General features: G+C 65.1%; 14 protein-coding genes. 4 read left to right on the top strand and 10 right to left on the bottom strand.

Going from position 1 to position 16,248, the window contains the following annotated elements:
• On the top strand, window positions 1–262 hold a 262-nt coding region (locus tag E4K65_RS39105), incomplete at its 5' end, for a transposase (RefSeq protein ID WP_167771091.1).
• Window positions 263–420: 158 nt separating this feature from the next.
• Here the strand turns inward: E4K65_RS39105 and holA are convergent.
• The 4 genes from holA to E4K65_RS39085 all read right to left on the bottom strand — a co-directional run bounded on the left by holA (window position 421) and on the right by E4K65_RS39085 (window position 6,724).
• Window positions 421–1,449 carry a DNA polymerase III subunit delta gene (gene holA / locus E4K65_RS39100; protein WP_135178634.1) on the bottom strand — a complete coding sequence of 343 codons (1,029 nt, stop codon included), beginning with the start codon at window positions 1,447–1,449 and terminating at the stop codon, window positions 421–423.
• A gap of 133 nt (window positions 1,450–1,582) precedes the next feature.
• Window positions 1,583–2,134: an LPS assembly lipoprotein LptE gene (gene lptE, locus E4K65_RS39095; RefSeq protein WP_135178633.1), complete on the bottom strand. Its 552-nt coding sequence runs from the start codon at window positions 2,132–2,134 to the stop codon at window positions 1,583–1,585.
• Window positions 2,121–4,745 carry a leucine--tRNA ligase gene (leuS, locus tag E4K65_RS39090; protein WP_135178632.1) on the bottom strand — a complete coding sequence of 875 codons (2,625 nt, stop codon included), beginning with the start codon at window positions 4,743–4,745 and terminating at the stop codon, window positions 2,121–2,123. The genes lptE and leuS overlap by 14 nt, the downstream gene beginning before the upstream one ends.
• A gap of 281 nt (window positions 4,746–5,026) precedes the next feature.
• The gene (locus tag E4K65_RS39085; protein ID WP_167771506.1) at window positions 5,027–6,724 is read right to left on the bottom strand and encodes a diguanylate cyclase domain-containing protein; all 1,698 of its coding nucleotides are present in this window, start codon (window positions 6,722–6,724) and stop codon (window positions 5,027–5,029) included.
• A gap of 108 nt (window positions 6,725–6,832) precedes the next feature.
• On the opposite strand from E4K65_RS39085, the gene E4K65_RS39080 reads away from it, so the two are divergent.
• Window positions 6,833–7,522: a YggS family pyridoxal phosphate-dependent enzyme gene (locus tag E4K65_RS39080; RefSeq protein ID WP_027543801.1), complete on the top strand. Its 690-nt coding sequence runs from the start codon at window positions 6,833–6,835 to the stop codon at window positions 7,520–7,522.
• 166 nt (window positions 7,523–7,688) lie between these two features.
• Here the strand turns inward: E4K65_RS39080 and E4K65_RS39070 are convergent, their stop codons facing one another.
• A complete protein-coding gene (locus E4K65_RS39070) occupies window positions 7,689–8,474 on the bottom strand; it encodes a 2-keto-4-pentenoate hydratase (protein ID WP_135178629.1) in 786 nt (261 codons plus the stop codon).
• Window positions 8,475–8,480: 6 nt separating this feature from the next.
• Complete coding sequence (locus E4K65_RS39065) at window positions 8,481–9,050, bottom strand: L,D-transpeptidase family protein (protein WP_167771505.1); 570 nt, start codon at window positions 9,048–9,050, stop codon at window positions 8,481–8,483.
• A gap of 203 nt (window positions 9,051–9,253) precedes the next feature.
• Between E4K65_RS39065 and E4K65_RS39060 the strand changes: the two genes are divergently transcribed.
• Both E4K65_RS39060 and E4K65_RS39055 read left to right on the top strand, forming a co-directional pair.
• Window positions 9,254–9,940, top strand: a complete 687-nt coding sequence (locus E4K65_RS39060) for a response regulator transcription factor (RefSeq protein ID WP_008142830.1) — start codon at window positions 9,254–9,256, stop codon at window positions 9,938–9,940.
• A 58-nt stretch (window positions 9,941–9,998) separates the two neighbouring features.
• Entirely contained in the window at window positions 9,999–10,442 is a 444-nt protein-coding gene (locus tag E4K65_RS39055; protein ID WP_135178627.1) for a cyclic nucleotide-binding domain-containing protein, read from the top strand.
• A 111-nt stretch (window positions 10,443–10,553) separates the two neighbouring features.
• Here the strand turns inward: E4K65_RS39055 and xth are convergent, their stop codons facing one another.
• The 4 genes from xth to E4K65_RS39035 all read right to left on the bottom strand — a co-directional run bounded on the left by xth (window position 10,554) and on the right by E4K65_RS39035 (window position 16,150).
• Entirely contained in the window at window positions 10,554–11,369 is an 816-nt protein-coding gene (gene xth / locus E4K65_RS39050) for an exodeoxyribonuclease III (RefSeq protein ID WP_135178626.1), read from the bottom strand.
• Window positions 11,370–11,550: 181 nt separating this feature from the next.
• The gene (locus E4K65_RS39045) at window positions 11,551–12,306 is read right to left on the bottom strand and encodes an outer membrane lipoprotein carrier protein LolA (RefSeq protein ID WP_135178636.1); all 756 of its coding nucleotides are present in this window, start codon (window positions 12,304–12,306) and stop codon (window positions 11,551–11,553) included.
• Window positions 12,307–12,457: 151 nt separating this feature from the next.
• The gene (locus E4K65_RS39040) at window positions 12,458–14,926 is read right to left on the bottom strand and encodes a DNA translocase FtsK (RefSeq protein WP_135178625.1); all 2,469 of its coding nucleotides are present in this window, start codon (window positions 14,924–14,926) and stop codon (window positions 12,458–12,460) included.
• A 9-nt stretch (window positions 14,927–14,935) separates the two neighbouring features.
• Complete coding sequence (locus E4K65_RS39035; RefSeq protein WP_135178624.1) at window positions 14,936–16,150, bottom strand: aminotransferase class I/II-fold pyridoxal phosphate-dependent enzyme; 1,215 nt, start codon at window positions 16,148–16,150, stop codon at window positions 14,936–14,938.
• Window positions 16,151–16,248: the final 98 nt, after the last annotated feature.

Here is a 16,248-nt window from a genome sequence, read left to right as displayed (position 1 = left end):
TGCCGATCGGATTTATCGCGGCAAACAGCTCGTCAACGCTCTCTCCAACTGCGGACCATGGACGATCGAGATCGTCGAGCGACCGCTCGGGGTCAAAGGCTTCCAGCTCCTGCCCAGGCGCTGGGTCGTCGAGCGTACCTTTGCATGGTTCGGCAGATGTCGTCGCCTCTCCAAAGACTTCGAAGCCTCTGCCGCCACCGAGCTAGCCTGGTTGCTCGCCGCCCATCTGAGGCTCTTAACTCGCCGCTTGGCCAGACCCTGAAAACGTCTACGCTTTTTGAGTCAGGCTCTGAGGAGCCGCGAAGCGGCGTCTCGAAGGGCGAGGGCCCGGGCCTTCATCCTTCGAGACGCGCGCAAGAGCGCGCTCCTCAGGATGAGGACCATGCACTTTCCTCGCAATGACGTTGAGAGAGTGCGGGCCTAGCCGCGCCGCTTCGCGTTCGCGGCGATCGCCATCAGCGTGCGCTGGGCGATGGCGGCGGCGAGGGTGGATTGCTTGCGGGTGTCGAGCGCGGCGGTCGCGAGCTGCTCGATGATGGCGGCGAGCCGCGCCACGCTGAAATTGCGCAGCGCCGTTTCGACCATAGGCTTTCGTGAAAAATGCAACCGCGGAAAGCCGCCGTCGAGCACGGCGGAAGCCGGCGTGCCGTCGGCGATCGCAAGCGCGGATTTGTGCAGCCACGCGGCCTGGCGCTGCGCGGCCGAGATGATCACGCCGGGATAGGTGCCGGCGATCATGGCTTTGGCGAATTCGGTCTCGACGATGTCGGGCCGGCCGGCGAACGCGCCGTCGACGATCGGATCGAGCTTCAGCTCGGAAGCATCGGCGACCACCGCCATCACGTCTTCCAGCGTGATCTCGCCTTTGCCATGTGCATAGAGCGTCAGCTTGCGCAGCTCGTTGCGCGAGGCCTGGCGGTCGCCGCCGAGGAACGACATCAGCGCTGCGCGGGCATCCTGCGCGATGCGCAAATTCGCGATGCGGAGCTCGTCGTCCATCAGCTTGGCGAGGTCGCGCTCGGTGTCGGGATAGCAGCCGATCGCAACGGCCGTCTTGGCGCGCTCGCAAACCTTGCGCAGCGGCGACTCCGGCCGCAGCTCGCCGGCCTCGATCACGATGCGGCAATCCTTCACGCTCATCTCGGCCAGCGTGTCGATGCCGCTGGCAAAGCTGCGCGAGCCGGCGCGCACCCGGATGGCGCGGCGGCCGCCGAACAGCGGCACCGTCATGGCTTCGTCGACGAGACGCGACGGCTCGGCGGAGAGTTCGTCGCCGTCGAGCTTCACAAACGAGAACGGATCGTTGGGATCGTCGACGGCGGAGGCGATCAACGCATCGGCGCGTTCACGGACGAGGCCAGCGTCGGGACCGTAGAGCAGGATGATCGGCCGGCCCGCATCGGGGCGGGCTAGGAAGGCGTCGATCTCTTTTCCGCGCAGCGCGACCATCGGGCCTAATTGTCATTCCGGGGCGCCTCGTCAGAGGCGAACTACGGTGCGCAATTGCGCACCGGAGAATCCGGAGATTGGGGATCGAGATTCCGGGTTCATGCTTCGCATGCCCCGGAATGACGGAATTGAATCAGGTGCCCGCGGTGAAGAATGCGGCGAGCCGGGTATTGATGTTCTCGGCGATCTCGTTGGCGGCACGATCCTCCGCATCGCGCACCGCGCGGTTCCGGGAGAAGCGCTGATAGGAGCCGGGCATGTCATAGGACACGCGCGAGAACGTGGTGCCGGTCATCACCGACTTGCCGGTCGCGACCTCGATCAGGTTGTACTGGCAGTCGATGCCGTAGTTTTCGCTGCTCGGCAGACCGGTATTGGGATCGACGATCAGGGATGACCGGCTGGAGGCGAAACGGATATCCAGGCGGTGGGTCGGCGGCATTCCCGTTGCCGTGCCGTAGAGCTTGAAGGCGAGGGCATTGCGGACTTCGACGCCGACACGGGCCTCGCGCGAGGCATTGATCTTGTTGATCGGCGGGAGTTCGACCCCCATCAGCTTCTCGCGCAGCCCGGGGGTGCCGTCGGTACGCTCGGCATACATCGGCTGGAAGCAACCGGCTGTCAGCGCCGCCAGAGCGGCCACCGCCAGCAAGCGGGCTGCGATACGGATCCTAGCCGACAACATTCACGATCCTCTTGGGGACGATGATCACCTTGCGGACGGGCTTGCCGTCCAGGGCCAGTTTTACCGCATCGAGGGCCAAAACGGCAGCCTCGATTTCCGGATTCTGGGCCGCTGTTGCAACTGTGACCTCACCCCGCTTCTTGCCGTTGACCTGCACCACCAGGGTCACGCTGTCTTCAACCAGCAAATCGCGTTCGATTTGCGGCCAATTGGCCTCCGAAACCAGCCCCGTCTGGCCCAGCACCTGCCAGCACTCCTCGGCCAGATGCGGCATCATCGGGGAGAACAGCTGAACCAGGATCTGGCTGGCTTCCCGGATCGACCAGGCGAGGTCAGCCGCCGGCTGGCCGGGGCGCTGGAGTACCTCGGACAGGGCGTTGGCGAATTCGCGGATATGGGCGAGGCAGACGTTGAAGTGCAGCCGCTCGATCCCGATGGTGACCTTGTCCAGTGCGCCATGGGCGGCCTTGCGCAAGGCGGTCGCATCCGCCCCGAACGAGGCCGGCCGGGCCGCCGGCGCGGCCTTGCCGAGTTCGACGGAATCGTTCACCAGCCGCCACAGCCGCTGCACGAAGCGTGAGGCGCCCTGGACGCGCTCGTCGCTCCAGATCACGTCGCGGTCGGGCGGGGAGTCCGACAGCATGAACCAGCGCGCGACGTCGGCGCCGTAGGTCTCGATGATGTCGTCGGGGTCGACGGTGTTCTTCTTCGACTTCGACATCTTCTCGATCGCGCCGATCTGGATGTCTTCGCCCGTCGTCAGCAGGGTCGCGCGGCGCCCGTTGCCGCCGAGTTCGATCTTGACCTCGGCCGGCTGCACATAGGAGCCGTCGGCCTTCTGGTAGGTCTCGTGCACTACCATGCCTTGCGTGAACATGCCGGCGAACGGCTCGTCGAGCGCAACGTGCCCGGTCGCCTTCATCGCGCGGGTGAAGAAGCGGCTGTAGAGCAGATGCAGGATCGCGTGCTCGACGCCGCCGATATACTGGTCGATCGGCAGCATCCGGTTGGCGACCGCGGGCGTCGTCGGCGCGTTCTCGTTCCAGGGATCGGTGAAGCGCGCAAAGTACCAGGACGAATCCACGAAGGTGTCCATGGTGTCGGTTTCGCGCTGAGCCTTGGCCCCGCATTTGGGGCAGGTGACGTGCTTCCAGGTCGGATGATGGTCGAGCGCGTTGCCCGGCTTGTCGAAGGTCGCATCGTCAGGCAGCTTCACCGGCAGGTCGGCATCCGGCACCGGCACCACATCGCATGTCGGGCAATGGATGACGGGGATCGGGCAGCCCCAGTAACGCTGGCGCGAAATGCCCCAGTCGCGCAGGCGAAAATTCACCTGACGCTCGCCGACCGGCGCGTTGCCGCGCAGCTCGTTTTCGAGGCGTTTTGCAACCTCGTCCTTGGCCTGCTCGATGGTCATGCCGTCGAGGAAGCGCGAATTGATCATGCGGCCGTCACCGTCATAGGCGGTGTCGGTGATGACGAACGATTTCGGATCCTGGCCTTCGGGACACACCACCGGCGTGTTGCCGAGGCTGTACTTGTTGACGAAGTCGAGGTCGCGCTGGTCGTGCGCGGGGCAGCCGAAGATCGCGCCGGTGCCGTATTCCATCAGCACGAAGTTGGCGACATAGACCGGCAGCTTCCAGCTCGGATCGAACGGATGGATCGCGCGGATGCCGGTGTCGAAACCCTGCTTCTCCGCGGTGTCGATGATCTCCTGCGCGGTGCCGATCTTCTTGATCTCGGCGATGAACTCCGCGAGCTCAGGGTTCTTCGCGGCGGCGGCCGTCGCCAGCGGGTGATCCGCCGAGATCGCCATGAACTTCGCGCCGAACAGCGTGTCGGGGCGCGTGGTGAAAATCTTCAGCTCGCTCTCGCCGGCCGGCGTCGTCGCCTGATCCAGCGCGAAGCGCACCAGGAGACCCTCGGAGCGGCCGATCCAGTTGCGCTGCATCAGCCGCACCTTGTCGGGCCAGCGGTCGAGCGTATCCAGCGCGGACAAGAGCTCCTGCGAGTACTTCGTGATCTTGAAGACCCACTGGTTCATTTCCCGCTGCTCGACGACGGCACCGGAACGCCAGCCTTTGCCGTCGATCACCTGCTCGTTGGCGAGCACGGTCATGTCGACGGGGTCCCAGTTCACCTTGCGCTTCTCGCGCTCGGCAAGGCCCGCACGCAGGAAGTCCAGGAACATCTTCTGCTGGTGCTTGTAGTAGGAGGGATCGCAGGTCGCGATCTCGCGGCTCCAGTCCAGCGACAGCCCGATCGAGCGGAGCTGCTTCTTCATCGCGGCGATGTTGTCGTAGGTCCAGGCCTTGGGGGCGACCTTGCGCTCGATTGCGGCGTTCTCGGCCGGCAGGCCGAAGGCGTCCCAGCCCATCGGGTGCAGCACGTTGAACCCCTTGGCGCGCATGAAGCGGGCCAGCACGTCGCCGAGCGTGTAGTTCCGGACATGGCCGATATGGATGCGCCCGGACGGGTAGGGGAACATCTCGAGCACATAGTATTTCGGCCGCGAATCATCGTTCCGGGAGACGAAGATCGCCTTTTCGTCCCAGGTGGCTTGCCAGCGCGGTTCGGAATCGCGGGCGTTATAGCGTTCGGAGGTCATGGAATCGTTGGTTTTTTCGTGGGTTCGGCCGTCCTGAAGACGGCGGACTAGGCCACAAAAGCAGCCGTGGGGTCAACGGGTTGCCGCAAGGGGCAGGGCTGCTGTCCGCCCGCGCAAATACCGAGGGCGCCGTTGGGGGTGATCAAGGGGCCAATGCGAGGACGCGGCTGGCCAAGACCTCGATACCCGTGGCTGCCAGGCGCCGAACTTGCCGCCCGTGGTGAGATCGCGTGGGGACGGGAGACGACCTCGATCGCACCGAGGCCGCGGGCCAGCGGCCGTCAGCCCGCCATCATCATACCAGCCGCGCCGGTCTCGATCGCCTGCACGCCGTGCTCGACGACCTTGTTGCGGCCGCGGTGCTTGGCGGCGTAGAGCGCGGCGTCGGCGGCTTCGATCAGGTCGCCGGGGCGCAAGGCCTCGTTGGGCCTCGTTGCGGCAACGCCGATCGAGACGGTGACGATCATGTGGGCGGACGTGATGTGCGGCAGGCAGAGCTTCAGCACGGCCGCACGCACCAGCTCGCCGATCTCCACGGCGCGATTCACGTCGGTGTTCGGCAGCAACAGGCAGAATTCCTCGCCGCCGTAGCGCGCCGCGAAGCCCATCGTGTCGGCGGCGATGCCGGACAGCGACTCGCCGAGCCTGGTCAGGCAGGAATCGCCCTCGAGATGGCCGTAGGTGTCGTTGAAGAGCTTGAAGTGGTCGACGTCGATCATCAGCAGCGCGAGGTCGCTGCCATACTGCTGCGCGCGCATCCATTCGAAGTCGAGCCGGCTCTGGAAGCCGCGGCGGTTGGCGAGCCCCGACAGCATGTCGATCGAGGCCATCACCGTCAGGCGGTCGTTGCTCGCGATCAGCTCGCGCTCGCGCTGGCTCAGTTGTGCGGCCATCGCGTTGAATGCGCGGGCCAGCGGCACGAATTCGGCCGGCAGGCGATTGCGCGCCGCGCGCGCCGACAGATCGCCCTCGCCGAGCCGCTTGGCCATGTCGGCGAGCATCTCGATCGGCTTGATCACGAGTTTTTCGGCGGCGATCAGCGCGCCGAGCAGGACGAATACGACGACGAACGCGAGCTGCAGATAAGCGGTGCGGATGTCGCGGCTCACCGCCGCGGACACCTTGTCCTCGTCGATGCTGGCGATCAGCCGGGCGTTGGTGCCGGCGATGCGGATGTAGCTGACCGCGCGGCGGGAGCCGTCGGCGGCGAGGAAAGACAGCGAGCCCTCGTCCTGGTCCGACCGCAGCGCCCTGTCGGCGATTGCCGACATCAGCGGCATGTTGTCGAGCGGACGACCCACTACGCTGTGCTGGTCGGCCGGTGCGGCCAGCACGGTGCCGGCGCTGTCGACCAGCACGGCAGTGATGCCGGCGCGGCCGCCGAGATTGCTCATGACCTTCGACATCCAGTCGAGGTTGACGGTGGCGAGCACCACGGCATCGGACACGCCGCTGAACGCGGATACCGGGTACACCGCCATGACAGTCGGCGTCTGCACGGGCCGCGACAGGATGAAATCGCTCAGCACGAAGCGGCCGGTTTCCTGGGCCTGCTGGAAGTAAGGCCGGTCACTGAGGTCGAGGCCAACATACATGTTGTTGGTGGCACACTGGATGCGTCCGTCCTGACCGGCGATCAAAAGCGTGCGAATCCATGGAAGGTTCGACGGCAGGCTCGCGCGCAGCACGTCGCAGCTCTTGCTGATGCCGCCGACGGAGGCGCGGATGAAGGCTTCCGATTTCAGGATGGTCTCGACCGACGAGATCACCTCGCGCTGCGCATCGGCGCTGTGCCTTGCGACGATGTTGAACTCGGCCGCGGCCTGCGCGATCTGGCTCCTGCGCGTGTCTTCGAGCGAACGGATGCGCTCGAGCATCAAGGGCGCCACCAGAATCACAGCGAGCAACGCAAGCCGCGCCCGGATTCCCAGGACCTGCTTGAGTTTTGCTCGCTTACGGTTGAAACTGACGTTTGCCATCTTCGCTGCCCACCCCATGGGCCAAGGTAAAGCGAAGGGTTCAAAAACTCTTTCTTGAACTCGGTAAAATTGGACTTACCTCGGTTACGACCACAGCCAATCGATGTCATGACAGAAGCCAACGCCGCGCCGGTAACCGGCCATTCACCAAACGCGCTCGCCGCGGTCGAAGCCGAAATCGCGCGCGCCTGCAAGGACGCGCGGCGCGATCGCGCCTCGGTCACGCTGATCGCGGTGTCCAAGACCTTCGACGCGGATGCAATTACCCCGGTCATCGCCGCCGGACAGCGCGTGTTTGGCGAGAATCGGGTGCAGGAGGCCAAAGGCAAGTGGCCGGCGTTAACGTCCGTTTACCCCGATATCGCGCTGCATCTGATCGGGCCGCTGCAATCCAACAAGGCAAAAGAGGCGGTCGCGCTGTTCGACGCCATCCATTCGGTTGACCGCCCGAGCATTTGCCAGGCGTTAGCCAAGGAAATCGAATCCCAGAAGAAACATCCGCAGCTCTTCGTCCAGATCAACACCGGCGAGGAACCGCAGAAGGCCGGCGTGGCGCCCGGCGAGGCCGATGCTTTCCTCGCAAGCTGCCGTGACACCTATGGGCTGACGATCTCCGGACTGATGTGCATCCCGCCGGTCGACGAGCCGCCGGCGGCGCATTTCGCGCTGACCGCCAAGATCGCCGCGCGCAATGGATTGAACAATCTCTCGATGGGCATGAGCGCGGATTTCGCCACCGCCATCATGCTAGGTGCCACGCATGTGCGCGTGGGCAGCGCGATCTTCGGGCATCGGTGATTGCCGTGAGCGAGGGCCGGGAGCCATACAAGCTCTCAAATTCGTCATTGCGAGCGTAGCGAAGCAATCCAGAGTTCCTCCGTGGAAAGATTCTGGATTGCTTCGCTGCGCTCGCAATGACGCGTGGAGAGAGATGGGCTCGCAATGACAGCAGCGTGTGCGCCGTCTACGCAAACCCCACTGACGCCTTCCCCAACACGCCGAAATCCACTGCCAGGTGATCGCCGGCCTGGATCGGCAGCGGCGGATGGCATGTGCCTGTGGTCACCACCTCCCCTGCCCGCAAGGTGATGCCGTGCCCGCGCAGTTCGTTGGCGAGCCAGGCGAGCGCAACGCGGGGATCGCCGAGCACGTTCTTGCCGTGGCCGATATAGCGCTCGCCGCGCAGCGTGATCTGCGGCCGTTCCGCGACGAGATCCATCGCACGCCAGTTCGCAGGCGTCGCTGCGCCCAGCACGAACAGATGCGCGCAGGCATTGTCGGCGATGAGCTGCGCCTCGCCGGCGCCGGCGAAATCGGCGAAGCGCGAATCCGGAATCTCGATCGCGGGATGCAGGCTGTCGGCGGCGGCCAGCACCTCGTCGACGGCAAACGGCGCCGCGCGCGGCGCCAGATCGCGTCCCATGCGGAAGCAAAATTCCGGCTCGCCGACGCGCATTGCGTTGCCCTTCATCGACGCGGTGCCGCCGTCGGCAATCAATGTGTCGCTCATGATGCGCCCGGCCAGCGGTCCCGTGACATTGATGTGCTTCTGTCCGGACAAGCTCGTTGCCGCGATCTTCCAGCCGAACAGTTTTCCGGGCGATTGCGCCTCGAGCGCGGCCTGAACGGCGTAGCCCTCGGCGCGGGTCTGCGGCCGCAGATGTCTCTCCAGCGCGTCGAGCTTGGTGCCGTCACGCCAGTGTTGAACGAGAATGCGCGATGCGGCGGCGATCTGATCCTTCTCGAGCATGTGCCTTCACCCGATGATGATTCTTGTTCGTGGACCAAGCCGCCGCAGCAATTGCAGCATCGCGGATTTGGTCATGGAGACGCAGCCCGCGGTCGGGCCGAAATTGTCGCGGGCCAGATGCAGGAACACCGCGCTGCCGCGACCGGCGATACGCGGGCGCGTGTTGTGGTCGATTTCGATGATGAAGTCATAGAGATGGTCGGCCCGCTTGAGCCGGTCACCGCCCTGCCCCTCGCCGAGCCGGATTCCCTGGTTGTAATGACGATCCCGGGGATCCTCGCACCAGGCATCCTCGCCGGTGATGATCCGCGCCGGCAGGAAGGTCTGCGGCCGGCTGTGCCGGTCGCCCCGCCACCACAGTCGCCGCGGCCGGAAGCTGCCCCTGGGCGTGCCGCCGTCGCCCTCGCGCTTGTTGGCGAGAATACCGCCCCGCCCCAGCGCCACCGGAATCGTCAGCGCTCCGGCGGTCAGCCAGCCCCGGCGCGGATTACCGGCGGCAGGCTTAACGCGGATCGTTCGAAGCGGTCCGGAGCTTCCGGTCTTGGTGTAAGTAGCTGAAGCAACGTTGTTTTTCATGTGACCGTGCGATGTCGCATTCATTACAGGACATTCATCAAGATGCCCTGCTATTCTAGGTTAGAGTGCTTCTGGCTTGTGAATCGGTAACAGCCCACTACTTCAACACGAACAACAATAATAACGGCGACCCCTAAACTTCCCCTCGCGGCTGGGCGCGGCATGCATGCGCGCAGAGCCGGACCCCAAAAGGATGATACCCTATGGCCAATGCCCGCAAGATCCTGATCGTGGATGACGATACCGATCTGCGCGATACGTTGGTGGAGCAATTATCGCTGCACGAAGAATTCGAAGCCTCCGCCGTCGATACCGGCGCCAAGGGCGCGAGCGCCGCAAAGGCCAATTCCCCCGATCTCGTCCTGATGGATGTCGGCCTGCCCGACACCGATGGCCGCGAGGTGGTCCGCTCCTTACGCAAGGGCGGCTTCAAGGCCCCCATCATCATGCTGACCGGGCATGACACCGATTCCGACACGATTTTGGGCCTGGAATCCGGCGCCAACGACTACGTCGCAAAACCCTTCCGCTTCGCCGTGCTGCTGGCCCGCATCCGCGCCCAGCTCCGCCAGCACGAGGCCAGCGAGGATGCGGTGTTCTCGGTCGGCCCCTACAGCTTCCGGCCCGGCTCCAAGATGCTGACCGCCGCCAATGCGCGCAAGGTCCGGCTGACGGAGAAGGAAACCGCCATCCTCCGCTTCCTCTACCGCGCCGGCCAGATGCCGGTGTCGCGCGAGACCCTGCTCCAGGAGGTCTGGGGCTACAATTCCGGCGTCACCACCCACACGCTGGAAACCCACATCTACCGCCTCCGCCAGAAGATCGAGAAGGACGCCGCCAACCCGGAGATCCTGGTCACGGAAGCCGGTGGCTACAAGCTGGTGCCGTGATACGCTTCAGGGGCGTGCGAATCGTTTTAGATCGCGTGCCCTTGAGCCTCGGATCTGAATGTCAATCGACGACGACGTAGCGCTTCTCGAGCGGGTCCCGACATTGCGCCTGTTGGGAGACGCCTCGTTGCGCATGCTGGCGATCGGCTCCGAGCAGCGTGACTTCGTCCGCGGCGACATTCTGTTCAATCTCGGCGACGACGCCGATGCCGGCTTCGTGGTCCAGCGCGGCGCCTTCCGGGTCGAGGACGGCGCCGGCGCCGAGATGATCGCAGGTCCCGGCGCGCTGATCGGCGAGCTCGCGCTGGTGGTGCCGATGAAGCGGCCGTCGAGCGCGATCGCGCTGGAGCATTCCTCCGTCATCCGCGTCGCGCGCAGCCTGTTTCAGCGCGTGCTCGAAAGCGACCCCGCCGCCGCCGTTCGCCTGCGCGACGAATTCGCCGTTCGCTCCAGCCAGATCGCGAGCGATATCCTGATGGCCGGTGCGAAGCTGACGACTTGAGAGGTCGTAGCTTCGTAGCCCGGATGGAGCGAAGCGTAATCCGGGATTCTCGCCTACGGAAAGACTGACCCGGATTGCGCTTCGCTCCATCCGGGCTACGGGCTTCCGAAATTAAACCTCCAGCGTCACCGTGACAGGCACATGGTCCGACGGCCGCTCCCAGCTCCGCGCGTCGCGGAGAATCTTGAAGTCCTGGACCGCATCTTTCAGCGCGCGCGAGACCCAGATGTGGTCGAGGCGGCGGCCGCGGTCGCCGACGGTCCAGTCGGCGGAGCGATAGCTCCACCACGTGTAGACCTTTTCCGACATCGGGATGCGCTCGCGCGCGACGTCGACCCACTCGCCGGCTGCGAGCGCCGCGTTCAGCTTCTCGGTTTCGACAGGCGTGTGCGAGACCACTTTCAGGAGCTGCTTGTGCGACCAGACGTCGTTCTCATGCGGGGCGACGTTGAGATCGCCCACCAGGATGTGGCGGTCCTCACCGCGCGGATGCAGCGGCTCGCAGGCCTTCATCTCGTCGAGGAAGCGGAGCTTGTGATCGAACTTCTCGTTCAGCGCGGGATCGGGAATGTCACCGCCGGCCGGCACGTAGAAATTATGCAGCACCAGCGGCTTTGCGATGCTGGCCCTGTCGCCGAAGGACACGGAAATGTGGCGCGAATCCACCTTGTCGCAGAAGGTGCGGATGTCCTTGGACTCGAACGGGATCTTCGAGACGATGGCGACGCCGTGATAGCCCTTCTGCCCGTTCAGCGCGACATGCTCATAGCCGAGCCGCTTGAAACGCTTCAGCGGAAAGGCGTCGTCGATGCACTTGGTTTCCTGGAGGCACAGCACGTCCGGCCGCGCGCTCTTGAGGAATTTCGCGACCAGATCGATGCGCAGCCGCACCGAATTGATGTTCCAGGTTGTCAGGGAAAGACGCATGAGGGATGCGTCTTAGCATGGATTGGCGCAGGGAAAATGCTTGTCCACAGGGCCGAAATTGTAGGGTGGGTTAGCCGAAGGCGTAACCCACCAACCTTGAACCTACGGAGATAAACAGTGGTGGGTTACGCCGAGCAGATGCGCTTTGCGCATCTGCAGGGCTAACCCACCCTACGCACCGTCAGCCCGGCGATGGACCGTAATTGGTGAAGTCGATCTTGAACATGCCGGGATCGAGCTTCTTGGTTGCGTCGAGATTGTAGATCGCGATCGTGGTGTCGTAGCCCTGCGGGTCGGTGACGGTCCACTGCTTCAGCTGGCCGTCCTTGGCGCCGAACATCAGCAAGAGGCGGCTGGTGCCGACCAGCGCCTGCTTCTCCTCGATGGTGACGCTGACGAAGACGTCGTCGGCCGAGACGTTGACGACATTGGTATCCTTCATCAGGTCGATGCGATCGGACAGCAGGAAGCGCAGCGGCGTCTGCGACAGCGGATAGACATCCTGGGTGGCGAGCTTGCGGTCGCGCACCACCAGCGATGATCCGTCGGCGACGATGTCGATCGGGCTCGGCGCGTCATATTCGAAGCGCACCTTGCCCGGCTTCTGGATGTAGAAATCGCCTTGCGTCTTGCTGCCGTCGGGACCGACCTGGACGAAATTCCCGACCAGCGTCGAGAGCGAGGACAGATAGGCGCTGACCTTGGCGGCCTGCGCCTTCTGGCTGGCGTCGAAGGTCTGGAAGATGCTGCTCGGCACGTTGCGGCGCGGATCCGGGATGATCGGATTCGGCGGCGTCTGGGTCGCGCCGGTGACCGCGGGCCCGCCGGCGGCCGGACCGCTATCGCGGCCCTTCGGCGCGGGCTTCGGCACGGGCACGGTCTGCGCGAACGACGCCGCGGTCACCATTGCGGCGGTGACGAGAAGCACGCCGGCCACGCGCGCGCTTCGCGCGGCGATGGTGGCAGCGAATCGAATGTCCGGATGTCTGATCAACGCGTCGTCCTGTATGGCTAGGCGCCTTTTAGCGTGATTTCGGGCAAAAGCAGATATCGATTCTGCGTGAAATAGTGTTTTGAGGCGGCTCGCCTCACATATGGCTGTCTTCTTCCTCGACCAGGATCTCGCGCTTGCCGGCGTGGTTGGCGGGACCGACAATGCCTTCCAGTTCCATGCGCTCCATCAGCGATGCGGCGCGGTTATAGCCGATTTGCAGGCGGCGCTGGATGTAGCTGGTCGAGGCCTTGCGGTCGCGTTTGACGATGGCAACGGCCTGCTGGAATAGATCGCCGCCGCCATCCGCGCCCATTCCGCTGGCGTCGAACACGGCGCCGCCGTCCTCGTCCTCGGTCGGCTCTTCGGCCGTGACAGCCTCGAGATATTCCGGTTGACCCTGGGTCTTGAGGTGGCGCACCACCTTCTCGACTTCGTCGTCCGACGCAAAGGGCCCGTGCACGCGGCTGATGCGGCCGCCGCCGGCCATGTAGAGCATATCGCCCTGGCCGAGCAGCTGCTCGGCGCCCATCTCGCCCAGAATGGTGCGGCTGTCGATCTTGGAGGTGACCTGGAAGGCGATGCGGGTCGGGAAGTTCGCCTTGATGGTGCCGGTGATGACGTCGACCGACGGACGCTGCGTCGCCAGGATCACGTGCAGGCCGGCGGCGCGCGCCATCTGCGCGAGGCGCTGCACCGCGCCTTCGATGTCCTTGCCGGCGACCATCATCAGGTCGGCCATTTCGTCGACGATGATGACGATGTAGGGCAGCGGGTCGAGCGAGAGCTTCTCTTCCTCGTAGATCGCCTTGCCGGTCTCCTTGTCGAAGCCGGTGTGCACCGTGCGCGTCGGCTCCTCGCCCTTGGCTTTCAACTCGAGCAGGCGCGTGTTGTAGCCGTCGATGTTGCGCACACCGAGCTTGGCCATGTTCTTGTAGCGCTCTTCCATCTCGCGCACGGCCCATTTCAGCGCGACCACGGCCTTCTTCGGGTCGGTCACGACCGGCGTGAGCAGATGGGGAATGCCGTCATAGACGGAGAGTTCGAGCATCTTCGGATCGACCATGATCAGGCGGCACTGGTCCGGACGCAGCCGGTAGACCAGGCTGAGGATCATGGTGTTGATGGCGACCGACTTGCCCGAGCCGGTGGTACCGGCGATCAGCATGTGCGGGGTGCGCGCGAGGTCGATGATGACGGGGTCGCCGCCGATGGTCTTGCCGAGGCAGAGCGGCAGCTTGGCAACCGTGTCGACGGTTTCCTTGGCGACCAGCAGCTCGCGCAGATAGACCTTTTCGCGATGGGCGTTTGGCAATTCGATGCCGATGGCATTGCGGCCGGGCACGACAGCGACGCGCGCCGACAGCGCGCTCATCGAGCGGGCGATGTCGTCGGCAAGTCCGATCACGCGCGACGATTTGATGCCGGGCGCCGGCTCCAGCTCGTACAGCGTGACGACGGGACCCGGATTGGCCTTCACGATCTCGCCGCGCACGCCGAAGTCCTGCAGCACGCCTTCGAGCGCGCGCGAATTGGCTTCCAGCTCGGCCTTGCTGAGCGGCTGGCGATCACCGGCCTTGGGCGCAGCGAGCACGGACACGGACGGAAGCTCGAACTTGTCGGAGGATTTCTTGGCCGCAGCCTTCGGAGCAGCCTTCTTGCGCGGCGCGCGCGCGGCAGGCTCCTCCTCTTCCTCCTCGTCTTCCTCTTCCTCGTGCTCGTAGTCCTCGTCTTCGGACTGCGGCGAGATCGGGGGCGCGGCGCGGCCGCCGAGATTCGGCTCCTGGCGGCTGAACGCAGCGACCTTGGTCTTCGGCCCGCTCGAGACCAGCGAGCGGTAAGCGGCACCACACAGCCAGATCAGGCGTGCCTTGGTGCTCATCAGCGCATGGAACAGCCAGCCCAGCGACACCGAACCGCGATCGCTCTCCTCGTCTTCATCGAGCGGCTTGTCGTCATCCTCGATCTCGGCGAGCTCGTCGTCATGCTCGCGCGCGCCAAGACCGCAGGCGATCAGGAAAGTCGCGGCCATCGCCGCGAACAGGATCACACCGAGCACCGTGCGATAGATCGTGCCGGGCGGCCCGAAAATCACCGCGGGCGCGCGCACCAGGGCATCGCCGACCACGCCGCCGAGTCCGGTCGGCAGCGGCCATGCGCCGCCGTGTGGCCAGCAGCTGACAAAGCCCGCGGCGATCACGGTGCAGAGAATCCAGGAGCCGAGCCGCAGCGCCTCGCGGTCGAACGGGCGATGGGTCATCATGCGCCAGCCCCAGACCGCGACAGTCAGGACCAGCATGATCGCGCCGAGCCCGAGGATCTGCATCGCAAGGTCTGCGCCGATCGCGCCGGCATAGCCGAGGATGTTGCGGATCGGCCGCGAGGTCGCGTGGCTGAGGCTTGCATCCTGCACCGACCAGGTCATGAGCGCGGCCGAGGCGAGCCCCGACAGCGCGATCAGGCCGAGGCCGGCGAGCTCGCGCACGCGCCGCGTCAGCGCCTCGCGGATCGACGGCGGCAGATGGCCGACCAGTGGAATGACACGTTCGATTGCCGACATGCTCACGGGCCCCGCCTAACCCAGAGTCTCGACCAGGCGGTGCAGCGCCTGTGCCGTGGTCTCGCCATCCTGCACCAGCGCGAGGCGGATGTAGCCTGCGCCGGGATTGAAGCCGTCGGGCTGGAGCCGCGCCAGATAGCTGCCGGGCACCACGCGCACGCCGGCTTCCTTGAAGAGCCTGAGCGTGATGGATACGTCGTCGCCGAGCTCGGACGTGTTGAGCCAGACGCAGAAGCCGCCGTCGGGCCGGCGATAGCCGTAACGATTGCCGATGATCTGGTCGGCGAGGTCGAACTTGATCCGGTAGAGCCTGCGATTCTCCTCGACATGCGCTTCGTCGCCATAGGCGACGGTGGCGACATGCTGGAGCGGCACCGGCACCTGCGGCGCTGCGATGTTGCGCAGCTCGAGGAACATGCCGATGAACTTCTTGTCGCCGGCGGCGAAGCCGACGCGCAGGCCCGGCAGGTTGGAGCGCTTCGACAGCGACTGGAACGCAACCACGCGGGTGAAATCGGGGCCGGCGCATTCGAGCGCGCTGCCCGGAGCCTCGCGGGTGTAGATCTCCGAATAGCACTCGTCGCTGAGAATGACGAAGCCGTAGCGGTCGGCGAGCTGCTTCAACCGCCTGAAATAATCGGGCTTGGCGACGGAGCCCTGCGGATTGGCGGGCGAGGCGAGGTAGAACGCCACGGTGCGCGCCAGCGTCGCCTCGTCGATGGCGTTGAGATCGGGCAGGAAGCCGTTCTCGACGGTGGTCGGCAGATAGACCGGCTCGCAGGCCGCGGCGCGCGCGCCGGCGCCGTAGACCGGATAGAACGGGTTCGGCATCAGGATGGCGGGCTTGCCGGGGCGCGGGCCGACATAGCGCGCGGCCGTGATCGCGGCGAGGAACAGCCCCTCGCGGCTGCCATTGAGGACGAGAATCTCGCCCGCGGGGTCGAGCGGCCGCGGCAGCTTGAAGCGCGACGACAACCAGGCGCTCGCCGCTTTCCGGAACGGTTCGGTGCCCTGGTTCATTGGGTAACGGCCGAAATCGGCGATGTGCTTGGCCAGCACCGGGCCGACGAAATCAGGCACGGGATGCTGGGGCTCGCCGACTGCAAGCGTAATCAAGGACTTGCCGGGCTGATGGGGTGCCAGCAGCTCGTTCAGCCGGACGAAGGGCGAGCGTTCGCTGTCGGAGCTTCCAGCTTCCAGGGGCGCACGGGATGAAGCGATCATAGCCATTCTGGACGCCAGCACTCTTGGAACAGCCGGTCGTACCAAGGCGCCGGCGGGAAGCGGTTCAGTTCACCATAGATAGGGCGAGGTTAAGACGCGATTAA

The organism is Bradyrhizobium niftali, assembly GCF_004571025.1.
Lineage (GTDB): Bacteria > Pseudomonadota > Alphaproteobacteria > Rhizobiales > Xanthobacteraceae > Bradyrhizobium > Bradyrhizobium niftali.
This window is presented reverse-complemented; position numbering and strand designations above follow the sequence as displayed.